This window comes from Streptomyces sp. NPDC048461 (assembly GCF_055587105.1).
The window spans coordinates 1-20064 of the sequence record NZ_JBVJGW010000020.1; the positions used below are offsets into that span (position 1 = coordinate 1).

The following is a 20064-nucleotide window of genomic DNA, read 5'->3' on the forward strand; positions in this document are numbered from 1 at the left end:
TGCGCCGCCACCCTCCACCTCGAAGACCGCCTCACCCACCACCTCCACACCACCTGGACACACGGACACACCGCCCTGCGCACCACCCTCCCCGAGCACTGAACCCGCCCGGCGCCCTCCGGGGTGCCGTGCTGCCCGGAATGCACCAGGGTGGTCACGGAACAGCGGGGCCACCGGTCCCGCGTACGAAGGAGGCCGCGGTGACGGACGGCAGCGATCCCCCGCCCTACCCCGGAGCCGGTGCGGCGCCCCCGGGACCCCCCGGACCCGCCGCTCCCCCGGCCTCCCGCGTCGCCCTGAAGGTCAACGGCACGGACCACCTGCTGCACCTGGACCACCGCGTCACCCTCCTGGACGCCCTGCGCGTCCACCTGGGCCTCACCGGGGCCAAGAAGGGATGCGACCACGGCCAGTGCGGCGCGTGCACCGTGCTGCTCGACGGCAGGCGGGTCAACAGCTGCCTCCTGCTGGCGGTCGCCCAGGACGGCGCCGACGTGACCACGGTCGAGGGGCTCGGGACCACGGACGGCGGTCTGCACCCGCTGCAGCGGGCCTTCCTGGACCGGGACGCCTTCCAGTGCGGGTTCTGTACGCCCGGCCAGCTCTGTTCGGCCGTCGGAGCGATCGCCGAAGCGGGCGCAGGACACCCCTCGCACGCCACCGGCGCGGACGTCCTGGCCGATCCCGGCCCCGTCACCCTGACGGCGGAGGAGATCAGGGAGCGGCTGAGCGGCAACCTGTGCCGCTGCGGCGCCTACCCGCGGATCGTCGACGCCGTGACAGACGTGACCCATGTGACCGACGTGACCGACGTGACGGACGTGATCGCGTGAAGCCGTTCGCCTACGTCCGCGCCACCGGCCTCGACGAGGCGGTCGCGGCCCACGCCCGGCATCCGGGAGCCCGCTACCTCGGTGGCGGAACCAACCTCGTGGACCTGATGAAACTGGGGGTGGAAAGCCCGACGGCCCTCATCGACATCTCCCGGCTCCCCCTCGACGACGTGCAGGAACTGCCCTCGGGCGGGCTCCGCATCGGCTCCATGACCCGCAACAGCGACGTCGCCGCCCACCCCGCCGTACGGGCCCGCCACCCCGTCCTGTCCCAGGCACTGCTGGCCGGCGCCTCGGGCCAGCTGCGCAACATGGCCACCACCGGGGGGAACCTGCTCCAGCGCACCCGGTGCTCGTACTTCCAGGACGTGTCCAAACCCTGCAACAAGCGCGAACCCGGCACCGGCTGCGGAGCCCGCGACGGGCTCCACCGGGACCACGCCGTGCTCGGGCAGTCCGAGGAATGCATCGCGACGCACCCCTCCGACATGGCGGTGGCGCTCGCGGCGCTCGGCGCCGGGATCGAGCTGTACGGCCCGGACGGCGCCCGTACCGTGCCCGCGGCGGACTTCCACCGACTGCCGGGGGACCGTCCCGACCGGGACACCGTGCTGCGCGGCGGAGAGATCGTCACGGCGATCGTGCTGCCCGCCCCGGGCAGCGGCGCCGTCTCCCTGTACCGCAAGGCGCGCGACCGGGCCTCGTACGCCTTCGCCCTGGCCTCGGTCGCCGCCGTCCTGGAGCTCGACGCGGGCCGCGTCCGGCGCGTGGCGCTCGCCTTCGGCGGGCTCGCCCACCGCCCCTGGAGGGCGACCACGGCCGAATCCCTGCTGGCCGGCGCCGAGCCGACGCCCGAGGCGCTGCGCCGGGCGGTGGACGCGGAGCTGGCCCCGGCCCGGCCCCTGCGCGACAACGGCTACAAGGTGGCCCTCGCCGCCAACCTCGCCGTCGACGTCCTCGGCGCGCTGGCCGCCCGCGCGGGCGGCCGTCCCCGTACCCCGTAGCCCCGAGCCCGACGCCCCGCGCCACCCGGGGCCCCGCGCACGGCACCATCGTCCAGAGGAGCTCCCATGCGGCACGTCGTACTCGGCACCCCGGCCGGCCGGGCGGAGGGGCCGCAGAAGGTCACGGGCTCCGCCCGGTACGCCGGTGACCACGCCCCGGCCGGCTGCGCCCACGCCTGGCCGGTACCCGCGACCGTCGCCCGGGGCCGCGTCACCTCCGTGGACACCGCGGCCGCACGGGCCCTGCCGGGCGTGCTCTGCGTCCTCACGCCGCACGACGCACCGCGGCTGGGCCCGTCCGACGACCCCACCCTCCAGGTGCTCCAGGACTCCCGGGTGCCGCACCGCGGCTGGTACGTGGCGCTGGCCGTCGCCGAGACCCCCGAAGCCGCCCGGGCCGCCGCGGCGGCGGTCGTGGTCACCTACGAGACCGCGGAGCACGACGCGGCGCTGCGAGCCGACCACCCCGACGCGTACACGCCGGAGCAGGCCAACGGCGGGCATCCCGCGCACCGCGAGCAGGGCGACCCGGACGCGGCCTTCGCCGCCGCGGACGTACGGGTCGACTGTTCCTACGCGGTGGGCCCGCTGCACAACCACCCGATGGAACCGCACGCCGCCACCGCCCTCTGGGACGACGGGCGCGGCCATCTGACCGTGTACGACTCGAGTCAGGGATCGTCGACGGTCCGTTCCGACCTCGCCGCCCTGTTCGACCTGCCCGAGGACCGGATCACCGTCGTCTCCGAGCACGTCGGCGGCGGGTTCGGTTCCAAGGGCACCACGCGCCCGCACGTGGTCCTGACCGCCATGGCCGCCCTGCGCACCGGCCGCCCCGTCACCCTCGCCCTGCCCCGCCGCCACCTGCCCGCCGTGGTCGGGCACCGGGCTCCGACGCTGCACCGGGTGCGCCTGGGCGCCCGCGCCGACGGAACGCTCACCGCGCTCTCCCACGAGGTCACCACCCACACGTCCCGCGTCCGGGAGTTCGTCGAGCAGGCCGCCGTTCCGGGCCGCGTCATGTACGCCGCGCCCGACAGCCGCACCACCCACCGGGTCGTCGCCCTGGACGTGCCCACGCCGTCCTGGATGCGTGCCCCCGGCGAGGCCCCGGGCATGTACGCGCTGGAGTCGGCCATGGACGAACTCGCCGACGCCCTCGGCATCGACCCGGTCGAGCTGCGCGTCCGCAACGAACCGGCGACCGAGCCGGACAGCGGCCGCCCGTTCAGCAGCCGGCACCTCGTGGAGTGCCTGCGGGAAGGCGCCGAACGCTTCGGGTGGGCGTCCCTGCGCACGCCGCGCAGGGAGGGTGCGTTCCTCTGCGGCACCGGCGTGGCCGCCGCGACGTACCCCGTGCTGATCTCTCCTTCCACGGCGCGGGCCCATGCCCTTCCGGGCGGCAGGTTCCTCGTCGAGGTGAACGCCACCGACATCGGGACCGGGGCGCGCACCGTCCTGGCCCAGGTGGCCGCCGACGCGCTGGAAGTCCCCCTGGAGGCCGTCTCGGTGGACGTCGGACACACCGGCCTGCCGCGGGCCTCGCTCGCGGGCGGATCCAGCGGGACCGGTTCCTGGGGCTGGGCGGTGCACGACGCATGCGTCGCGCTGACCGCCCGCATGGCGGGCCGTCACGGGCCGCTCCCCGACGGCGGGCTGTCCGCGTCGGCCGACACCGCCGGCTCGGCGGGGCAGAAGTCGCCGTACTCCCGCCACGCGTTCGGCGCGCACTTCGCGGACGTACGGGTCGACACCGTCACCGGCGAGGTGCGGGTGGCGCGCCTGCTCGGGGTCTACGCGGCCGGGCGGATCCTGAACCCCGTCACGGCGCGGTCCCAGTTCGTCGGTGGGATGGTGATGGGCATGGGCATGGCGCTGACCGAGCACAGCGGTGTCGACCCCGTCCACGGGGACTTCGTGGAGAGCGACCTGGCCTCCTACCACGTCCCGGTGCACGCCGACGTGCCGGACATCGAGGCGCACTGGATCGACGAGCACGACAAGCACCTCAACCCGATGGGGAGCAAGGGAATCGGCGAGATCGGGATCGTGGGCACGGCGGCCGCGATCGGCAACGCCTTCTGCCACGCCACGGGTCGGCGGCTGCGCAGTCTTCCGCTCGCGCCGGACCGCGTCCTGGACGTGCTGGTCTGAGCGATCGCCGCCGGCGCCCTCACCGCCGTGCGGTCCGGCGGCGGAGGGGCCGTGCGCTGCGCGGTTCCCGGCCTGAAGTAGCGTTTCGGTCATGAGCATGCCGCCGCCCCAGTCCCCCGGCCCGTACGGGCCCCCGCAGCCCCCGCATCCGTACGGCGGCCCGCAGTACCCGGCCCAACCCGGGCAGCCCCCCTACCCGCCGCAGGCCTACCCGCAGCCGGGCCACCCGGGGCAGTTCCCCGCGCAGGGCGGCTGGGGGCAGCCGCCGGTGGGGCCGCCGCCGCGCCGGAAGCGGACCGGTCTGGTGATCGGGATCGTCGCGGCCTCGGTGGTCGGGCTCGGCGTCATCGGCTTCGCGGTGAAGCTCCTGGGCGACGCGGGGCAGGTCGTGAGCGGCTCCGGGTTCCCCGAGGCCCAGTACCGTCTCACCGTTCCGCAGACCGTGCTGGACGGGACGTACACCCTGGCGCAGGACCTGTCGCAGACCGAGGGCAAGAAGGCGCTCTCCGGTGCCTACGACCCGAAGATCCGCGACCCGAAGCCGGCGGTCGGCCAGTACACGTCCACCACCGGGGCGGGGACCAGCGCCTTGGTCCTCTCGGGGATGTACGGCCAGTTCAAGGACCCCGCGTCGGCGCGCCGGAAGATGATGGAGGGCGCCGCGGAGGCCGAGGGCGCGACCGTGGCGGTGGCGGCCGCGGACGTCACGCCGCTCGGTTCCGACATCACCCTGACGTGCCAGGTCCTGACCTCGTCGCAGGGCGGCGTCACGAGCACCCTGCCCATGTGCGCGTGGGCGGACGAGAACACCGGTGCCTCCGTGGCCGTCGTCACCCCCGAGACCGTGCGGCAGAGCCCCGGCTCCGTCGACCTGCAGAAGGTGGGCGCCACCACGCTGAAGGTCCGCGCCGAGGCCCGCAAGCCGCTCGGCTGAGTCCGGCCGGAGGCCCCGCCCGGGCCCCCTGCGCCGGGGCCGGGCCGCGGTGTCCCCGGCCTCAGCGCTCGGGGCCGGGCCGCGGTGACCCCCTAGCGCTCGGACAGCTCCGACGGGGCTTCCTGAACCACCCAGCCGTTGCCGTCCGGGTCGTCGAACGTCATGAACGAGTTCCACGTCTCGCCCTTGCCGTCCTCCCAGCCCGTCGCGCCGACGTGCATGACCGGGGAGACGTCCACGCCCCGGGCGACGAGCTCGTCGCGCGCCGCCTCGATGTCCGTGACGCAGAGCTGGAGGCCCTGCAGCGTGCCCGGCGCCATCGCCTTGGTCCCGGGCGCCGCGGGCATCCCGTGGAGCATCGCGATCGCACAGCGCGAACCGGGCGGGGTCAGCTGAATGATGCGCATGCCGGGGGCGACCTCGTCGTCGAGGTCGACCTTGAAACCGACCTTGTCGGCGTAGAACTCCTTCGCCCGGTCCATGTCGGCGACGGGCACGGGGACGACTTCGAGCGTCCAGTTCATGGAGAGCCTCCTCAGACACGCCGGCGAGCCCCGGCAGGTCCACCGTCTCCCACGACCACCGTGCCGCGCACGCCGAAACGCCAATCCGGTCCGTGAGTCCCGGCGGTGTGCGTGCGCGGCCTCAGAGGACGAAGACGCTCCTGTTGCCGGCCGGGCGGTACGTCTCGCCCGGGTCGACGAAGTGCTCCACCCTCCCCGAGCAGTCGGGACCGGACCACACCGCGACGGCGGCGTCCGTGTAGTTGGACACCGCCGGCGGGACGAAGTCGCCGAGCGGATAACAGCCGCCGGGATCGCGGTGGGACACCCCGTCGACGATCAGGATCCCGTGGGCCGCGTACGCGGTGCCGTGCACCGAGAGCGCGAGCGCGGCGGCCGCCGCCGCGGCCCCGGCCGCCTTGGCCATACGTCGGTTCATGCGCCTACCTCTTCCGTGAGGCCGCCCGTTGCGGGCTGTGCCGTTCCCGCCGGTCTACCGCGCGCTCCCCCGTCGGCACAGGCGACCGGGGCCGCCGTCACCCGGCCGGGTGCACCGGTTCACCGGGGAACACCCGCGGCACGGTCCTCGTTGACCGGACCGGCCGTGCCGGGGGCCGGCGGTTCCGGCCCGTCGGGGGGAGCCCGGTGCGCGGCCGGGTTAGGCTCGGACCAGGCTGTGAAGGGAATGGTCCGCATGTGTCGCTGGCTCGCCTACCTGGGTTCGCCGATCCTGCTCGACTCCCTGCTCTACCGCCCCGAGCACTCGCTGATCAACCAGAGCCTGCACGCCCGGATGGGCGTCGAGTCGACCAACGGCGACGGCTTCGGCATCGGCTGGTACGGCGAGGACGGCGACGGCACCCCGGCGGTCTTCCGCGACATCGGGCCCGCCTGGAACAACAGGAACCTGCGCGAGCTCTCCGCCCACGTCCGTTCCTCGCTGTTCTTCGCGCACGTCCGCGCCTCGACGGGTTCCGCGATCCAGCAGACGAACTGCCACCCCTTCCGGCACGGCCGCTGGATGTGGATGCACAACGGCGCCATCGCGGACTTCCAGCGGCTCCAGCGCGACCTGTGCATGGCCGTCGATCCGGCGCTGTTCCCCTCCATCGAGGGGTCGACGGACTCGGAGGTGATGTTCTACCTCGCCGTCACCTTCGGGCTCGACCAGGACGTCCCCGGCGCGGTGGCCCGGATGGCGGGCCTGGTGGAGCGGCTCGGCAAGGAGCACGGGGTTCCGGAGCCCCTCCAGATGACCGTGGCGGTGAGCGACGGCGAGCGCGTGTGGGCCTTCCGGTACTCCAGCCAGGGGAAGTCCCGGTCGCTGTTCTACAGCAGCCGCGCCGAGACCGTACGCCACCTCTACCCGGAGCTGGACTACCTCAGCGAGGTCTCCGACGAGACCCGGATCGTGGTCTCCGAACCCCTGGGAGACCTGCCCGGCGTGTGGAACGAACTTCCCGAGGCCAGTTACGCGGTACTGCCCTCCGACCCGGACACGGACTACCTCCCGTTCATCCCCGACGCGGGCTGAGGCGGGGGCGTCATCGCCCAGCGGATCGTCCGCGTCACGGCGTGGCCGGTCAGGCGTACGCAGGTCTCCCCCGGGCCGGTGGCGGTGCGCAGCGCGAGCGCGGTGCGGGCCCACGGCGGGAGCAGGGCGACCGCGTTCGCGGCGAGCAGGGCGTACGGCGGCCGGGCCACCGGGGGCAGGGGCGGGTGCCGCAGGATGAAGCGGGCCGCGTCGAGCGCCTCGGGGGTGGCGCGCAGCTCGGGCCGGTACGCCGCCAGCCGGGCGGCCAGCTCGGCCCGGTCGCGGGGCGGGTCGGTGATCCCGAGGGCGGAGGCCACGCGGCCGGTGTCGGCGAGGTAGGCGTCGCATCCCGCGGCGTCCAGAGGACGGGCGCCGAAGCGCTGGTGGGCCCGGAGGAAGCTGTCGACCTCGGCCGCGTGCACCCAGCCCAGCAGGTGCGGGTCGGCCGCGTGGTACGGCTCCCCGCGGGCGGTGGTTCCCCGTACGCCTTCGTGGACGGCGCGGACCCGGTCGACGGCGAGCTGGGCGTCGGCGGCGGTGCCGTAGGTGGTGACGGCGAGGAAGGTGCTGGTGCGCTGGAGCCGGCCCCACGGGTCGCCGCGGAATCCGGAGTGCGCGGCGACGGCCGCCATGGCCCGGGGGTGCAGCGACTGGAGCAGGAGGGCGCTCAGGCCGCCGATGAACATCGAGGCGTCGCCGTGGACCGTGCGGATGGGCCGCTCGGGGCCGAACCAGCGGGGTCCGGGCGCGCCGTGGATGCGGGCCCGGTTGGCCGGTCCGCCCGGGCCCGCGACCCGGGTGAACAGTGTCGTGCCCAGTCGCTCCCGGAGGCTTCGGCCGCCACGGGCCGCGGGCTCGTCCATACTCCTGTTCTGCCCCGGGGCCTCCCGGTTCACCCGCCCCGCCGGGGCCGTCACCGCCGGGTGAGCGCGGTGGCCGGGGCGGCCGCGCGGGAGTCCTCGCGGGCGGCCTGGCCGGGGTGGCGCCGGCGCCAGTAAGGGTTGTCGTGCGGCAGGCCGCCACTGACCCGGCCGTACATGCCGAACGTCGTGATGAGGAGGCCCATCACGAAGCTGAAGACGACGTTCGACATGCCGAAGTCGAGGATGTTGGCGGCCTTGCCGATCAGGAACAGGTGGACGAATCCGCTGAGCACGAAGAGGCAGCCGACGGTGATGTTGACGGTGGACGCGACGTTCCCGCCGATGAAGGCGGCGCCGATGAGCGCCGCGCCGACGATCACGGAGATCAGGCTGAGGAGCCCGTTCGTGGAGAGCCCGCCGATCCTGGACCCTTCGGTCGCGAAGAAGCCGAGCTGGTCGGCGAAGCCGAGGCAGCCGAAGACGAGCAGGATGGCGCCGCACAGTGCGGCTCCGATCCGGTAGACCAGGTTGAGCCGGTGGTCCACGGGAAGTTCGTCACGCACGTTCACGGCGACTCCTTGGGTTCTCCCCCGCTGAGGATCTCCCAGTCTGCGCACCCCGCGCCGCCGGCGCAGCTTGCATCGATTGCGCAGCGAACCGCGCCCGGGGCCGGCGCCCGGCCGCGTGACGCGGTCGGGGCCGCCGCCGTCATCCGCCGACGACGCTCCGGACGTTCTCGATGCTGCCGCAGTCGGCCGACAGGTGCTTCTCCCTCTCCTTGAGGAACGCCGCGCCCAGCTCGGCCCTGCGCTCGTCGGGGACGTTCTCCCGGGCGCCGTTGAGAATCGTGCGCTCCTCCTCGTCGAGGTGGTGGGAGACCGCCTTGACGAGCTCCTCCAGGCGCGAGTCCCACAGGTCGGAACCCACCTCGGTGACCTCCAGGAGGGCCAGCAGCGCCTTGTTCCCCTCGGCGTGCTCCTCGGTGCCGTGCTCCACTTCCTCGTTGTCGACGTCCTTGAACCGCTTCAGGGCGCCGTACACCTCGCTCTCCTCCGCCTCGCCGTGCGCGATGAGCAGCGCGGAGAACTTCGCGAGGGCGGCCGCCCGGTCGGACTCCACGCTCCGCATGCGGCGGAACAGGTCCTCCATGGTGCGGTGGTCCTTCAGGATCATCGCGACTACGTCCTGGTCCTGCTGCTTGTCGGCGCCCATGCCGCAGCCTCCTCCGTCTGGTGTTCCGTCGTCTGACGCGTGCTCGGTGGAGGGCGGTTCAAACCCCGGGTCCCCCGTGCGGCCGAGCCCCCGGCGCCCCCTGCCGAGGGGCCGGTCCTCCCCGGGCAGCTGCGACAACGGGTACGGGTTTGTCGGGGGGCAGTGGGGGCAGCCGCGTCAACGAATAGAACAGCCCCCGAATGGAGGCGCGAAATGTCATCGAACACGCTGATAGCCGTCATCGTCGTGGCGGCGGTCGTGGTGATCGCGCTCACGGCACTGCTGTGGGCGCTGGCGCGGCGACGCCACCTGCGCGAACGGTTCGGGCCGGAGTACGAGCGCACGGTCGAGGAACAGGGCGGCCGGATCGCCGCCGAGCGCGATCTCCGCGCACGGGAGGAACGGCACGACAGCCTCGACATCAAGGAGCTGCCGGCCGAGCGCCGCGACGCGTACGCGGCGGAGTGGAGCGGCGTCCAGCAGCAGTTCGTGGACGAGCCGGACGGTTCGGTCGCCCGGGCCGACGAGCTGGTGACACGCCTGATGGGCGAGCGCGGCTATCCCACCGAGGGGTACAGCGGACAGGTCCGCGACCTGTCGGTGGAGCACGGCCGCACGCTGGAGGAGTACCGGGCCGCCCACGCGGTCAAGGTCCGCAGCGGTGCGGGAGAAGCGACGACCGAGGAGCTCCGAGGGGCGATGGTGCACTACCGCGCCCTGTTCGAGGAGCTCCTCTCCGACCAGAGGAGCCGTTGACATGAAGTTCCGCGACGACAACCGCGACGAGAACAACGAGCGGACCACCGAGCCCGCGCTGACGACCGAGGACCTCGCACATCCGGCTCCGGCTCCGATAACGGAGCGGGACACGGGCCGGGACACCGGACTCGACACCGACCCGGACACGGGTCTCGACACGGGCCGGGACGCGGGCCTCGACACCGGCCGGGAAGCCGCCGTCTACCCGGGACGTGAGGCGGGCCTCGGCGAGGGCCGCGAAGCGGCGGTCTACCCGGGCGAGGCCACGGGTGACGCCCACCGTCCCGGCCCCGCCGACGACGGAACCCGGAGCGCGGAGGCCGACGCCTACCGCACCGACGAGAACCGGGCGGCCGAGACCCACGCCGATGCCCGCGGCACCGAGCAGACCGGGACCGGTGGCACCGCCGACGGCGGTGCTCCCCGTGCCTCCGGGCCGCCGGGCGGCGACGCCGAGGCGGACGGCGTGGCCGAACCGCTCCTCGGCACCGCCGAAGCCGAGGGGTACCGCAGCACCTGGAGCGAGATCCAGGGACGCTTCGTGGACGACCCCCGTGAGGCGGTCCGGTCGGCGGACACGCTGGTGGCCGAGGTCATGCAGGCCTTCGCGGGCACGCTGGCCGACCACCGGGGCCGGCTGGAGAAGCAGTGGGACAGCGGTGAGCAGGTGGCCACGGAGGACCTCCGGCAGGCGCTGCGGGCCTACCGCTCGCTGATCAACCGGCTGCTCGACACCTGAGGAGCCCGGGCAGCCCGGACCTCAGGTCTCGTCCGGGACGTGGATGTCCAGGACGCAGATGTCGTCCCGGTGGCCGGGACGCAGGGCGGCGAGGGTGCGGGCCAGTCTCTCGCCCCGCCCCTCCTCCAGGAGCCGCAGGGTGAGGACGGCCAGGCGGGCGAGTCCCGCTTCGATGTCCTCACCCGGCTCCTCCACGAGGCCGTCCGTGTAGAGCAGCAGGTGGTCGCCCGGCAGCAGGTCGATCATGGACTGGCCGTACGCCGAGTCGGCCGCGGCTCCCAGGAGGCTGCCGTGCGGCTGCGGCAGGAAGCTCGCCTCCCCGCCGCGAACGAGCAGCGGGGGCAGGTGGCCGGCCCGTACCCAGTTCAGGCGGCGGTCCCACGGCTGGTAGCGGGCCATGACCATGGTGGCGGTGGCGCCGGTGGGATCCGAGATGGTGTGCAGCAAGAGGGTGTTGAGCCTGCCCAGGACGTCGGGCAGCGCCGATCCGGTGACGGTCATCCCCTTCGTGGTGAACCGCAGCTGGGCCATGGTCCCGACGGCCGCCAGGCCGTGGCCCGCGACGTCCCCGACGACGAAGAGCGCGCTCTCGTCGGGGAGTCCGATGGCGCTGTACCAGTCCCCGCCCACGTTCACTCCGCTGTCCGAGGGCACGTAGGCGACGTCGACGCACAGTCCGGCCAGCTCCAGTGACTGTTCCGGGATGGGGAGCAGGGTGTCCTGGAGGCGGGCGGCGAGGGCGTGTTCGGCCTGGAGCATGCCCCGGTGGACGAGGACGGAGCGCTCGCTCTCGACCAGGGCCAGTTCCGTTCCGCGCTGCGCGGTCAGGTCCTGGAAGAAGCCGTGCACCTCGACCGGAGTGCCGTCCGCGTCCTTCTGCGCCTCGGCGACGAGCCGCAGGTGCCGAACGCCGTCCGAGGCGGCGATGCGGAACGGCTGGTCGACGGCCTCCCCCTCCTCCAGCAGCCGCCGGACGGCATCGCTCATCCCCGGCACGTCCTCAGGCACCAGGTGCGGGGGAAGGTCCTGGAGCCGGAGGGGGCCGAGCGCCGGGTCGCGGCCGAAGACCGTGTACACCTGACCGGACCAGCCGATGGTGCCCGTCGTCAGGCTCCAGGCCGCCCAGCCGAGGTTGCCCAGCCGCTGCAGGTCCGCGAGCCGACGGGCCTCGCGTTCGCCGGCGTCGTGCCGGATCCAGGACACGACGAGCCCGTCCCCGAGCCTGACCGCCCGGACCGAGAAGACCGACTTCCGCGGCACTCCGGTCGCCACTTCCTCGTACGTGAAGGGCGCGCCCTCGTACGCCGTCCCGGTGGCCAGCGTGTCCAGGTAGCCCTTCCAGAGCGGGGTGCCGACCACCGTCGGGTACGTCTCCAGGACGCGCCGGCCGATCAGCTCCGCGCCCCGGCGCCCCGCCACGTCGACCGAGTCCGGTGCGGCGGCGTCGATCCGGAAGTCCTCCACCTCCCCCGACGGCGTGCGCACGGGGGTGAGCAGGATCGCGGTGCCGGGCAGCGCGTCGAGGATCCGCTGAACGGCGGCCGCGCCGAGGCTCGCGCCTGCGGCCGGGTCGTGCCGTACGGCGTCTGCCCGGGCCGGGGCGGCGCGCGTCCCGGCTCCGTCGCCCCTGAGCTCCGCGATCTCCGCCCGGAGCCTGGCCACGACCTTGGCCAGCGCGAGCACCTCGGGTGCCGCGCCGTCTCCGGGGAGCGGGAGCGGGGCATCGCTCTTCACCCTCTGAGCATGGCACGCACCGCGCGGAGCGGCCCCGAGAACGGGTCCGGGGGGTCGTTTGCCGCGCACGGGCCCGGGGCACACGGGGGTGCATGTCCGAACCGACGAAGTCGACGATGGGTACGGTCACCACGAAGGTACCGGCGCGGCTGGACCGCCTGCCCTGGTCCCGGTGGCACTGGATGATCGTGATCGGGCTGGGCACCGTGTGGGTGCTGGACGGCCTCGAGGTCACCATCGTCGGCAACATCGCGAGCCGCCTGTCCGAGGACGGCAGCGGCCTTTCCATCACCGATGCCCAGGTCACGGGCGTCGCCGCCGCCCTCTACGTGGCCGGGGCCTGCTTCGGAGCCCTCGTCTTCGGGCGGCTCACCGACCTCTTCGGCCGCAAGAAGCTCTTCCTCATCACCCTCGGTGTCTACCTGGCGGCCACCGCGCTCACCGCCGTGTCCTTCTCGGTCTGGTGGTTCTTCCTGTTCCGCTTCCTCACAGGCTTCGGCATCGGCGGCGAGTACGCCGCCATCAATTCGGCGATCGACGAGCTGATCCCCAGCAAGTACCGCGGCCGCGTCGACCTGATCATCAACGGCAGCTTCTGGCTCGGTGCGGTGGCCGGCGCCCTGCTGTCGGTGGTCGCCTTGGACACCGACATCTTCCCCGCGTGGCTGGGCTGGCGGCTGACCTTCGCCCTGGGCGTCGTCCTCGGCCTGGTCATCCTGCTCGTGCGGCGCCACGTCCCCGAGAGCCCGCGCTGGATGTTCATCCACGGCCGGGCCGAGGAGGCGGAAGCACTGGTCACGGACGTCGAACGGCAGGTGGAGGCGGAGAAGGGCCGGCCGCTGCCGGAGGCGGGCGAAGCGATCACGGTGGAACAGCACCGCAGCGTCGGTTTCGGCGAGATCGCGAAGACGGTCTTCCGCACCTACCCCCGCCGGGCCGTCCTCGGCCTGTCCCTCTTCGTCGGCCAGGCGTTCCTCTACAACGCGATCACCTTCGGTTTCGGCTCGATCCTCGTCACCTTCTTCGACGTCTCCAGCGGAGTCACCGGCTACTACTTCGCCGTCATCGCCTTCGGCAACTTCCTCGGCCCGCTGCTCCTGGGGCGCATGTTCGACACCGTCGGCCGGCGGCCGATGATCTCTGGCACGTACATCCTGTCCGGTCTGCTGCTCTTCGCGACCGCCTGGCTCTTCGGCACCGGACACCTCACCGCCCTGACCATGACCGCCTGCTGGTGCGTGGTGCTCTTCTTCGCCTCGGCCGGGGCCAGTTCCGCCTACCTGACGGTCAGCGAGATCTTCCCGATGGAGACCCGCGCGATGGCCATCGCCTTCTTCTACGCGATCGGCACGGCCGCGGGCGGCATCTCCGGCCCCCTGATCTTCGCCGGGCTCACCTCCAGCGGGGAGGTGCCCGACGCCGTGCTCGCCTTCTGCATCGGAGCCGCGCTGATGGTGGCGGCCGGGGTGGTGGCCGTGTTCTACGCGGTCGCCGCCGAGGGCCGCTCCCTGGAGCAGATCGCCACCCCGCTCTCGGCCCGCAGCGCCGAGGCTTCCCCTTCTTCGGCTTCTTCGACTTCTTCGACCTGACGGGCGGCGGGCGGCGCGATGTCGCGGACGCGGGCGAGGAACGGGCGGCGGGGCCTTCCCCCCGGGTCATACTTGATCACGGCGCGGCACGGCGACTTCCCACAGACAGCAGGGTGAACATGTTCGAACCGGTGCGGGAGAATCCCTATCCTGACAGCCACGTCCTCGGCGAGGGCCCCGAGCCGCATCCGCTGCTGGGGCCGGTCCTGCCGCTCCTGGGGCGGTGGCACGGCCGCGGGCGGGGCCAGTACCCCACCCTTCCGCAGGACTTCCGGTACGAGCAGGAGATCGCCTTCAGCCACGACGGCCGCCCCTTCCTCCGCTACGAGGCCCGCGCCTGGCTCGTCGACGCGGCCGGGGACCCGGTCCGCCCCGCAGGGCGCGAGAGCGGGTGGTGGCGGGTGACCCCCGACGCGGCCCTCGAAGTCGTACTGGCCCACGCGACGGGCATCGTGGAGACCTACACCGGCCGGGCGTCCGGCACCGTGTTCGAGATCGAGACCGGAACCGTGGGGCTGACCCCGCTCGCCAAGGAGGTCACCGGGACCCGGCGCTGCTACGCGCTCGACGGCGGAGAGCTCACGGTGGTCCACGACATGGCGGCAGTGGGAGAGCCCCTGACGCACCACCTCACGACGCACCTGCGCAAGCGCGCGTCCTGAGGTCCGCGGACCTCGGCCCCGCCCGGGCCACCCGGTCAGCGGGCCTCAGCCGAGGGCATCGAGCAGCTCGCGCTCGCGGCCCGGGCTGAGGCCCGCGCGCCGGGAACGGTCCAGGCCCTGCTCGCGTTCCCAGCGCAGCGTGTCGGCCAGCAGCTCGGCGCGGGGGCGGTGGCGCAGGCCGGCCGCCCGGGCGGCAGCGCCGGTGCGTGCCGACCAGCCTTCCCAGCCCGGTTCGTCCAGCCACATCGGCATCGACTCGGGGCCCATGAACCCGGCCACGCCGTGCGCGAGGAGCCACTGCGGCGCGGCGGCGGCGACCGGGCCCGTGTGTCCGCCGATGGAGCGGGAGAGCTCGATCCACTCCCCCAGCGGCACCACCGGCCCCACCGCGTCGTACGTCCCGGTGGTCCCCGCCTCCGCCGCGTCGAGCAGCCAGGCCGCGAGGTCCCGTACGTCGACCACCTGGGTCGGCGCGGCCGGCGAGTCCGGAACCAGCATCCGGCCGCGGGGCTCGCGGGCGGCGCGCGCCACCCAGTAGCCGGACCTGTCGCTGTGGTCGCCGGGGCCGCCGATGAGGCCGGCCCGCGCGATGACGAGCCGGTCGCCGACGGCCCCCGCGGACGCCTGCTCGCAGGCGGACTTGGCCTCGCCGTACACCGCGCGGTCGGCCTCTCCGCCGTCGGTCGGGGGCAGCAGCGCCGCGGACTCGTCGGCGCCCGGCACGGCGTGCGAGGCGTAGGCGCTGACCGAGGAGACGTACGTCCAGTGCTTCGCCCGGCCGGCCAGCGCGGCGAGCGCCCCACGCACGAACCCGGGCTGCCACGACACCTCCAGGACCGCGTCCCAGTCCCGGTCGAGCAGCGGATCGTACGCGGCGGGGTCGCGCCGGTCGGCCGCGACCAGCACCGCGCCCTCCGCCGCTCCCCCGCTCTCCCCCCGGGCGAGGCAGGTCACCCGGTGCCCGCGCCCGACCGCCTGCCGCGCCAGCTCGCGACCCACCCATGCCGTGCCACCCAGTACGAGGATCTCCATCCCGGTACTGAAACACCGCCGGTGGCCCCGTGGCCACGGAGTTCACCGTGGGCGGAGTCCGCCGTGGGCGCAGGCGGGGGCGCGACGGCGGTGGTCGGCGGCCCGCGCCGCGTGGCGTAGGCTGAGGTCTACCGACGCGGGGTGGAGCAGCTCGGTAGCTCGCTGGGCTCATAACCCAGAGGTCGCAGGTTCAAATCCTGTCCCCGCTACTGCACGGTGTGGCCCGGGTCCTCGGACTCGGGCCACACCTGTTTCCCGGGCCGGGCCGTGCGGGCCCCGTCCGAGTGGACGTTCTTCCCCCGGTCGGCCCCCTCGCGGCCATCGGGGCTGGCCAGATGGGGTGAAAGGGCGGATCCGGGCGTTGCCTGACCCCCACCGGGAGCCGTTGGGCCGGATGTGACCACCTCAAGCACCACCCCGATACTGTCCGGAGCGCCCTCGACACCGGCCCGCCCCACGCCACGGGAACCGGGCGCGGCGACCGCGCCCAGCGGCATAGTCGCCCGTGCCGTGATCGCCCGCACCACCACCCGCCGTTCTGGGGCCACCCGTTCCCGGATCGGCCGGGCGCCGTCGAAGCCGGCGGCGGCGTCATGACGTTCACCCTGCTGACCTGCGCGCCGATGCTCGCGGCGGTTCTCCTTCTGTACTGGAAGCCGCGTGAGCCACGGCACCGCCGCCACCCCGCCCGCGCACCGCGGCCGCCGGCTCGACGGCGGACCCTGATCCGCTGTCACCTGGCACCGCCGCTGCTGAACGGGCTGACCTAGACGGGGGGCGAGGGGCCGGGACCCGCCGGGTCCCGGCCCCTCGGCCGGCGGGTCAGCGCCGGCTCGGTGCGTGGTGCAGGAATTCCAGTCGCTGCCGGGCCAGGCTCAGGTGCCGGGGGTCAAGGGAGGGCAGCCGGTCGAGCAGGAGGATCAGCTCGGTGCCGGCGTCCAGGGCCGCGGCCGGGTCCTTGAGCTGGGTCCAGCAGTAGAGGGCTCCCGCCGCTGCGGCCTTGACCTCGGGGGCGTCCGCGTCCTGGCGGGCCAGCCGGGCGCGGCCGGCGCTGGTCCACAACTGCGTCGCGAGGCGGAAGTTGCCCGCCATCCGGGCGAGGTCGGCCCGGATCTCCTCCCACTCCGTCGCCTCCTGCGAGGCGTACCCGAAGGTCTGCAGGACGTACTGCTCCCAGGCCTGCGCGAGCGTCGCCGCCTCCAGGTGCCGGCCGGCGGTGGCCAGCGAGTGGATGTGGGGCCTCGGGTCCCGCCCGGGGGCGGAGCCCGGCGCCCGGGCCGGTACGGCGGGGACCGGGCCGGGTTCACCGGCCGGCGTCTGCCGCCGGACCGGCAGCGTCCGCGTGCTGAGGTCGTCCTCGGCGCCGCCGGGCGGCGCGGCGGACTCCGGCGCCCCCTGCAAGCCGGGCCCCAGGTCCGCGGGCGGCCGGGAGGCGTCGCGTACGGGAGCGGGCGCCGCGCCCGGCGCGGGAGCGGCCGCGGCGGCGAGTTCCCTGGCGGTGGGCAGGACGAGCGCGCCGGGCGGCAGGGCCGCGGATCCCACGGTGAGCGCGTGCAGTTGCAGGTTCGCCGGGCGCCGGGTGCTGCGCCGCAGCTGCTCGATCCAGTGCCGGGTGTAGCTGCTCACGGTGTTGCCGCCGCCGGTGAACCCCGGCGGCGAGACCACCCCGTACACCTCGGCGGACGGGGACGCGGGAAGGCTGCCGTACTCCCGCAGCAGCGGCCACGCGGCCTTGTCCGCCGCGAGGTCGAGCAGCACGGTGGTCAACCCGGGCGGGCGGCCGCGCAGTTCCAGCCCGAGCCACTCCCAGGGCAGCCCCGTGTAGCGGACGGTGCCGGCCGTGGTTCCCGCGAGGGCGAGGTGCAGGCGGTTTCCCCGGCGGTCCACCGTGAGGCGCCCGGACAGGTACACGAGCAGGGGGCCGGGCGTGGCCGCCGCCGTACGCAGGCGCATCAGTACGGTGTTGGGGTCCCGCGCGCCGTCGAGGTACGTGGAGTCGCTGGGAATGTCGCTGTCGAGCAGCATCGACGCGGGTACCACTCCGAGCGCGGCCAGGTTCGCGCTCGGCGCGACCTGCACGGTGCGGCGGCGGACGGCGGCGTCCCCCGCTATCAGGAGTACGTGCCCCCGCTGGTGCTGCTCCGGACCTCTGTTGTGCATGAGCAGACCGTACCCACTCCGCGCGCCCGCCGACTGCCGTGGTGGACCCGGGAGTTCCGCCGCGGCGGGCCGGCCGGCCGCGGTCGTCCGGTCCGGCGCGCTCCGGAGCGGCCGGACTCCGCGCGGCCGTCCCTCCCCCGGATTGCGCCGCCGAGCTGCGGAAACGATTGTCCCGGGGCCCTGATGGCCTACCGTTTTCCTCTGAGGACCGCTCGACCGGCCCTGTCGTCGTCGCCCCGTGGAAGAGCCGCGCGGGGGCGGACGGACGGCCCGGGACGTGCGGGACATGAAGGACCACCGGACCCTGTGGGGATGACCGTGCCCGTGCGCCACAAGACAGCACTGCTCGCCGTGTCCGCGCTCGCCCTGGCGGCGGCCGCCCTCGGCTTCCGTTCCCAGGGTCCCGACGGCCCCGAGCCCGTCGGCCGCCTCGACGGGGCGCTCTCCGGGCAACCGCACCCGCAGCCGTACCCCTCTGCGAGTTCCCACCCGGGGGAACGCTGGACGCGGGCGGTGGCCGACCTGCTCGGCCCCTGACCGTTCCCGTCGTCGTACCCGTGCGCGTCCGGTCGGCGGACGCACGGGCGCCCCGCGGCCCGGGAGGGCTGCGGGGCGCCCGGAACGGTCAGGGCAGCAGGTCGGGTTCGACCGGAGCCGCGCCGTCGGTCAGCGGCGGCTGGGTCTTCGTCGGCTCCTTGGGCTTCGCCGGGGGCTTCGGCTGCGGCTTCGGCTGGGGCTTCGCCGGCTCGATGGCGAACGCCTCGGTCACGGCCGTGGCGGTGCCCGTCGTGTCCGTGCCGCCGAAGACGTACACGCAGTTGCTCTTCGGGTCCTTGGTGCACGGGGCGGCCGCGCTGCCGGCCAGCTGGCGCGCCGTCGGCATCGACGGCAGGGTCACCCAGGCGTTGGAGACGGGGCTGTACGCCTCCAGCGTCCCGAGTACGGTCCCGGTGGTGGTGCTGCCGCCGGCGACGTACACACAGCCGTTGGTCATGCCGTCGGGGCAGGGGGCCGCCGCCGCGGAGGCCTGGAGGCGGGCGGTCGGCAGGGCCGGGGCGAAGACCCACGCGTTGAGCACGGGGCTGTACACCTCGACCGAGCTCAGGGCCGCCACTCCGTCACCGCCGCCGACGGCGTAGAGGCAGGTGCCCTTCAGGCCGAGGCCCGGCGCGCAGGGTGCCGCGGCGCCCGCGTGGCCGAACCGGGCGGTCTGGAGCGGGGTCACGGTGGACCACACGCCGGTGGCCGGGCTGTACGCCTCCACCGTGGCCAGCTCGGCGCCGGGCGGGTTCGCGCCGCCGAAGACGTACACGCACGTGCCGCGCAGGCCGGTGCCCTCGGTGCAGGGTGCGGTGGCGGCCGCCGCGCCGGTGCGGGCGGTCGTCATGGAGGGCAGGCTGATCCAGGCGTTGGTCTCGACGCTGTACGCCTCGACCACGGCGCTGACCGTGACCCCGCCGGTGGCGCCACCGACGGCGTACACGCACTCGCCCCGGTGTCCGGGCGGGCACGGGGCCGTGGTCACGGCGGGGTTGGTCCGGGGGGTCTTCACCGCGGGCAGCGTGGCCCAGGTGTTGACGGCCGGGCTGTAGGCCGCCAGGTCCGCCGGGGTTCCGGTGCCGGGTACCGCGTACACGCACTTGCCCTGGAGGCCCTCCGGGCAGTTCGCGGTGGCGCCGCCGAGCGCGGACCGCGCCGCCGGCATCGACGGAACCGTGATCCACACGCCCTGCGCGGTGGCGGTACCGGCCGTCAGCGCCATGAGGGGCGCCAGGGCGAGGACGGCGAGCCGCCGCCAGCCCCGGGGGCTGCGGGAGCGTGCGGGGGGCGGGTCGGCGGGGGTGGGGCGGTCCGTGCGCCTCATGTTGACTCTCTTTCAGACCACTGTCCGGAATGTGCAGATACAGACCAGCACATTCCGCTCGCGGAGGGTGGCGGCTGGGCGGCCGAACAGCCCTGCCCCGTCACCCTCCGCCACCGCCCGCCCGGCGCGCCACCCGCCTGTGGAGTCGCCCCGGGACCGGCCCGCCCCGGTCCCCCGCTCCACCGTCCGGGCGGTGCGGCCGGTCACCTGCCGCTGTCCTCCGCGAGGGTGTGCGCGACGAGGGCGTTGGCGTGGCCGTGGCCGAGCCCGTGCTCGGTCTTCAGCCAGGAGACGATCTCCATGTGCCTGGTCAGCGGCGAGGAGCGGATGAGTTCCTGCCACTCCGCGATCGGGCGTCCGTACTTCTTCTCGATGGAGGGGAAGTAGCTGGCAGGGCCCTTCACCGGCTCGCTCATGTCGTGTGTCCCGTCTGCTCGTCGGGTCGCCTCCGCACGCTGCGAAGAACCCGTCATCCCTGTAGACGCCCT

Annotated in this window: 20 protein-coding genes and 1 tRNA gene; 11 read left to right on the top strand and 10 right to left on the bottom strand. The window is 74.2% G+C overall.

Annotated features, from left to right (window positions below):
* The first annotated feature begins 200 nt into the window (after nt 1-200).
* The 4 genes from ACZ6S8_RS28525 to ACZ6S8_RS28540 all read left to right on the top strand — a co-directional run bounded on the left by ACZ6S8_RS28525 (nt 201) and on the right by ACZ6S8_RS28540 (nt 4925).
* Nucleotides 201-833, top strand: coding sequence for a 2Fe-2S iron-sulfur cluster-binding protein (locus ACZ6S8_RS28525; protein ID WP_469460273.1), 633 nt, complete (start codon nt 201-203; stop codon nt 831-833).
* The gene (locus ACZ6S8_RS28530; RefSeq protein WP_469460274.1) at nt 830-1837 is read left to right on the top strand and encodes an FAD binding domain-containing protein; all 1008 of its coding nucleotides are present in this window, start codon (nt 830-832) and stop codon (nt 1835-1837) included. The genes ACZ6S8_RS28525 and ACZ6S8_RS28530 overlap by 4 nt, the downstream gene beginning before the upstream one ends.
* A 66-nt stretch (nt 1838-1903) precedes the next feature.
* Nucleotides 1904-3991 carry a xanthine dehydrogenase family protein molybdopterin-binding subunit gene (locus tag ACZ6S8_RS28535; protein ID WP_469460275.1) on the top strand — a complete coding sequence of 696 codons (2088 nt, stop codon included), beginning with the start codon at nt 1904-1906 and terminating at the stop codon, nt 3989-3991.
* A 91-nt stretch (nt 3992-4082) separates the two neighbouring features.
* The gene (locus ACZ6S8_RS28540; RefSeq protein WP_469460276.1) at nt 4083-4925 is read left to right on the top strand and encodes a hypothetical protein; all 843 of its coding nucleotides are present in this window, start codon (nt 4083-4085) and stop codon (nt 4923-4925) included.
* Between the two features lie 92 nt (nt 4926-5017).
* On the opposite strand, the gene ACZ6S8_RS28545 is transcribed toward ACZ6S8_RS28540, so the two are convergent.
* Both ACZ6S8_RS28545 and ACZ6S8_RS28550 read right to left on the bottom strand, forming a co-directional pair.
* Nucleotides 5018-5449: a VOC family protein gene (locus tag ACZ6S8_RS28545; protein ID WP_469460277.1), complete on the bottom strand. Its 432-nt coding sequence runs from the start codon at nt 5447-5449 to the stop codon at nt 5018-5020.
* A gap of 121 nt (nt 5450-5570) precedes the next feature.
* Nucleotides 5571-5867, bottom strand: coding sequence for a hypothetical protein (locus tag ACZ6S8_RS28550; protein WP_469460278.1), 297 nt, complete (start codon nt 5865-5867; stop codon nt 5571-5573).
* A gap of 255 nt (nt 5868-6122) precedes the next feature.
* Between ACZ6S8_RS28550 and ACZ6S8_RS28555 the strand changes: the two genes are divergently transcribed.
* Complete coding sequence (locus ACZ6S8_RS28555) at nt 6123-6962, top strand: class II glutamine amidotransferase (protein ID WP_469460279.1); 840 nt, start codon at nt 6123-6125, stop codon at nt 6960-6962.
* Here the strand turns inward: ACZ6S8_RS28555 and ACZ6S8_RS28560 are convergent.
* The 3 genes from ACZ6S8_RS28560 to ACZ6S8_RS28570 form a co-directional block, all read right to left on the bottom strand.
* Complete coding sequence (locus tag ACZ6S8_RS28560; RefSeq protein ID WP_469460280.1) at nt 6932-7825, bottom strand: oxygenase MpaB family protein; 894 nt, start codon at nt 7823-7825, stop codon at nt 6932-6934. The two genes, ACZ6S8_RS28555 and ACZ6S8_RS28560, sit on opposite strands and share 31 nt — an antisense overlap.
* Nucleotides 7826-7875: 50 nt before the next feature.
* Complete coding sequence (locus ACZ6S8_RS28565) at nt 7876-8394, bottom strand: DUF4383 domain-containing protein (protein ID WP_469460281.1); 519 nt, start codon at nt 8392-8394, stop codon at nt 7876-7878.
* 139 nt (nt 8395-8533) lie between these two features.
* A complete protein-coding gene (locus tag ACZ6S8_RS28570; protein WP_469460282.1) occupies nt 8534-9037 on the bottom strand; it encodes a hemerythrin domain-containing protein in 504 nt (167 codons plus the stop codon).
* A gap of 213 nt (nt 9038-9250) precedes the next feature.
* On the opposite strand from ACZ6S8_RS28570, the gene ACZ6S8_RS28575 reads away from it, so the two are divergent.
* A complete protein-coding gene (locus ACZ6S8_RS28575; RefSeq protein ID WP_469460283.1) occupies nt 9251-9793 on the top strand; it encodes a hypothetical protein in 543 nt (180 codons plus the stop codon).
* A 1-nt stretch (nt 9794) separates the two neighbouring features.
* A complete protein-coding gene (locus tag ACZ6S8_RS28580; protein WP_469460284.1) occupies nt 9795-10535 on the top strand; it encodes a hypothetical protein in 741 nt (246 codons plus the stop codon).
* Nucleotides 10536-10556: 21 nt separating this feature from the next.
* Here ACZ6S8_RS28580 and ACZ6S8_RS28585 read toward each other — a convergent pair whose 3' ends face one another.
* Nucleotides 10557-12269 (bottom strand): PP2C family protein-serine/threonine phosphatase, encoded by a 1713-nt coding sequence (locus ACZ6S8_RS28585; protein WP_469460285.1) that lies wholly within the window; start codon nt 12267-12269, stop codon nt 10557-10559.
* Nucleotides 12270-12361: 92 nt separating this feature from the next.
* Here ACZ6S8_RS28585 and ACZ6S8_RS28590 point away from each other — a divergent pair, with 92 nt between their 5' ends.
* On the top strand, nt 12362-13858 hold the full coding sequence (locus ACZ6S8_RS28590; protein ID WP_469460286.1) for an MFS transporter: 1497 nt from the start codon (nt 12362-12364) through the stop codon (nt 13856-13858).
* Between the two features lie 119 nt (nt 13859-13977).
* Nucleotides 13978-14520 carry a heme-binding beta-barrel domain-containing protein gene (locus ACZ6S8_RS28595; protein ID WP_469460384.1) on the top strand — a complete coding sequence of 181 codons (543 nt, stop codon included), beginning with the start codon at nt 13978-13980 and terminating at the stop codon, nt 14518-14520.
* A 45-nt stretch (nt 14521-14565) separates the two neighbouring features.
* Here the strand turns inward: ACZ6S8_RS28595 and ACZ6S8_RS28600 are convergent, their stop codons facing one another.
* Nucleotides 14566-15552: an NAD-dependent epimerase/dehydratase family protein gene (locus tag ACZ6S8_RS28600; protein ID WP_469460287.1), complete on the bottom strand. Its 987-nt coding sequence runs from the start codon at nt 15550-15552 to the stop codon at nt 14566-14568.
* A 135-nt stretch (nt 15553-15687) separates the two neighbouring features.
* On the opposite strand from ACZ6S8_RS28600, the gene ACZ6S8_RS28605 reads away from it, so the two are divergent.
* Nucleotides 15688-15761, top strand: a tRNA-Met gene (locus tag ACZ6S8_RS28605).
* Between the two features lie 613 nt (nt 15762-16374).
* Here the strand turns inward: ACZ6S8_RS28605 and ACZ6S8_RS28610 are convergent.
* Complete coding sequence (locus ACZ6S8_RS28610; RefSeq protein WP_469460288.1) at nt 16375-17712, bottom strand: hypothetical protein; 1338 nt, start codon at nt 17710-17712, stop codon at nt 16375-16377.
* 312 nt (nt 17713-18024) lie between these two features.
* Here ACZ6S8_RS28610 and ACZ6S8_RS28615 point away from each other — a divergent pair, with 312 nt between their 5' ends.
* On the top strand, nt 18025-18249 hold the full coding sequence (locus tag ACZ6S8_RS28615; protein ID WP_469460289.1) for a hypothetical protein: 225 nt from the start codon (nt 18025-18027) through the stop codon (nt 18247-18249).
* An 88-nt stretch (nt 18250-18337) separates the two neighbouring features.
* On the opposite strand, the gene ACZ6S8_RS28620 is transcribed toward ACZ6S8_RS28615, so the two are convergent.
* Nucleotides 18338-19576: a Kelch repeat-containing protein gene (locus ACZ6S8_RS28620; RefSeq protein ID WP_469460290.1), complete on the bottom strand. Its 1239-nt coding sequence runs from the start codon at nt 19574-19576 to the stop codon at nt 18338-18340.
* Between the two features lie 203 nt (nt 19577-19779).
* A complete protein-coding gene (locus ACZ6S8_RS28625) occupies nt 19780-19992 on the bottom strand; it encodes a DUF4287 domain-containing protein (protein ID WP_469460291.1) in 213 nt (70 codons plus the stop codon).
* Nucleotides 19993-20064: the final 72 nt, after the last annotated feature.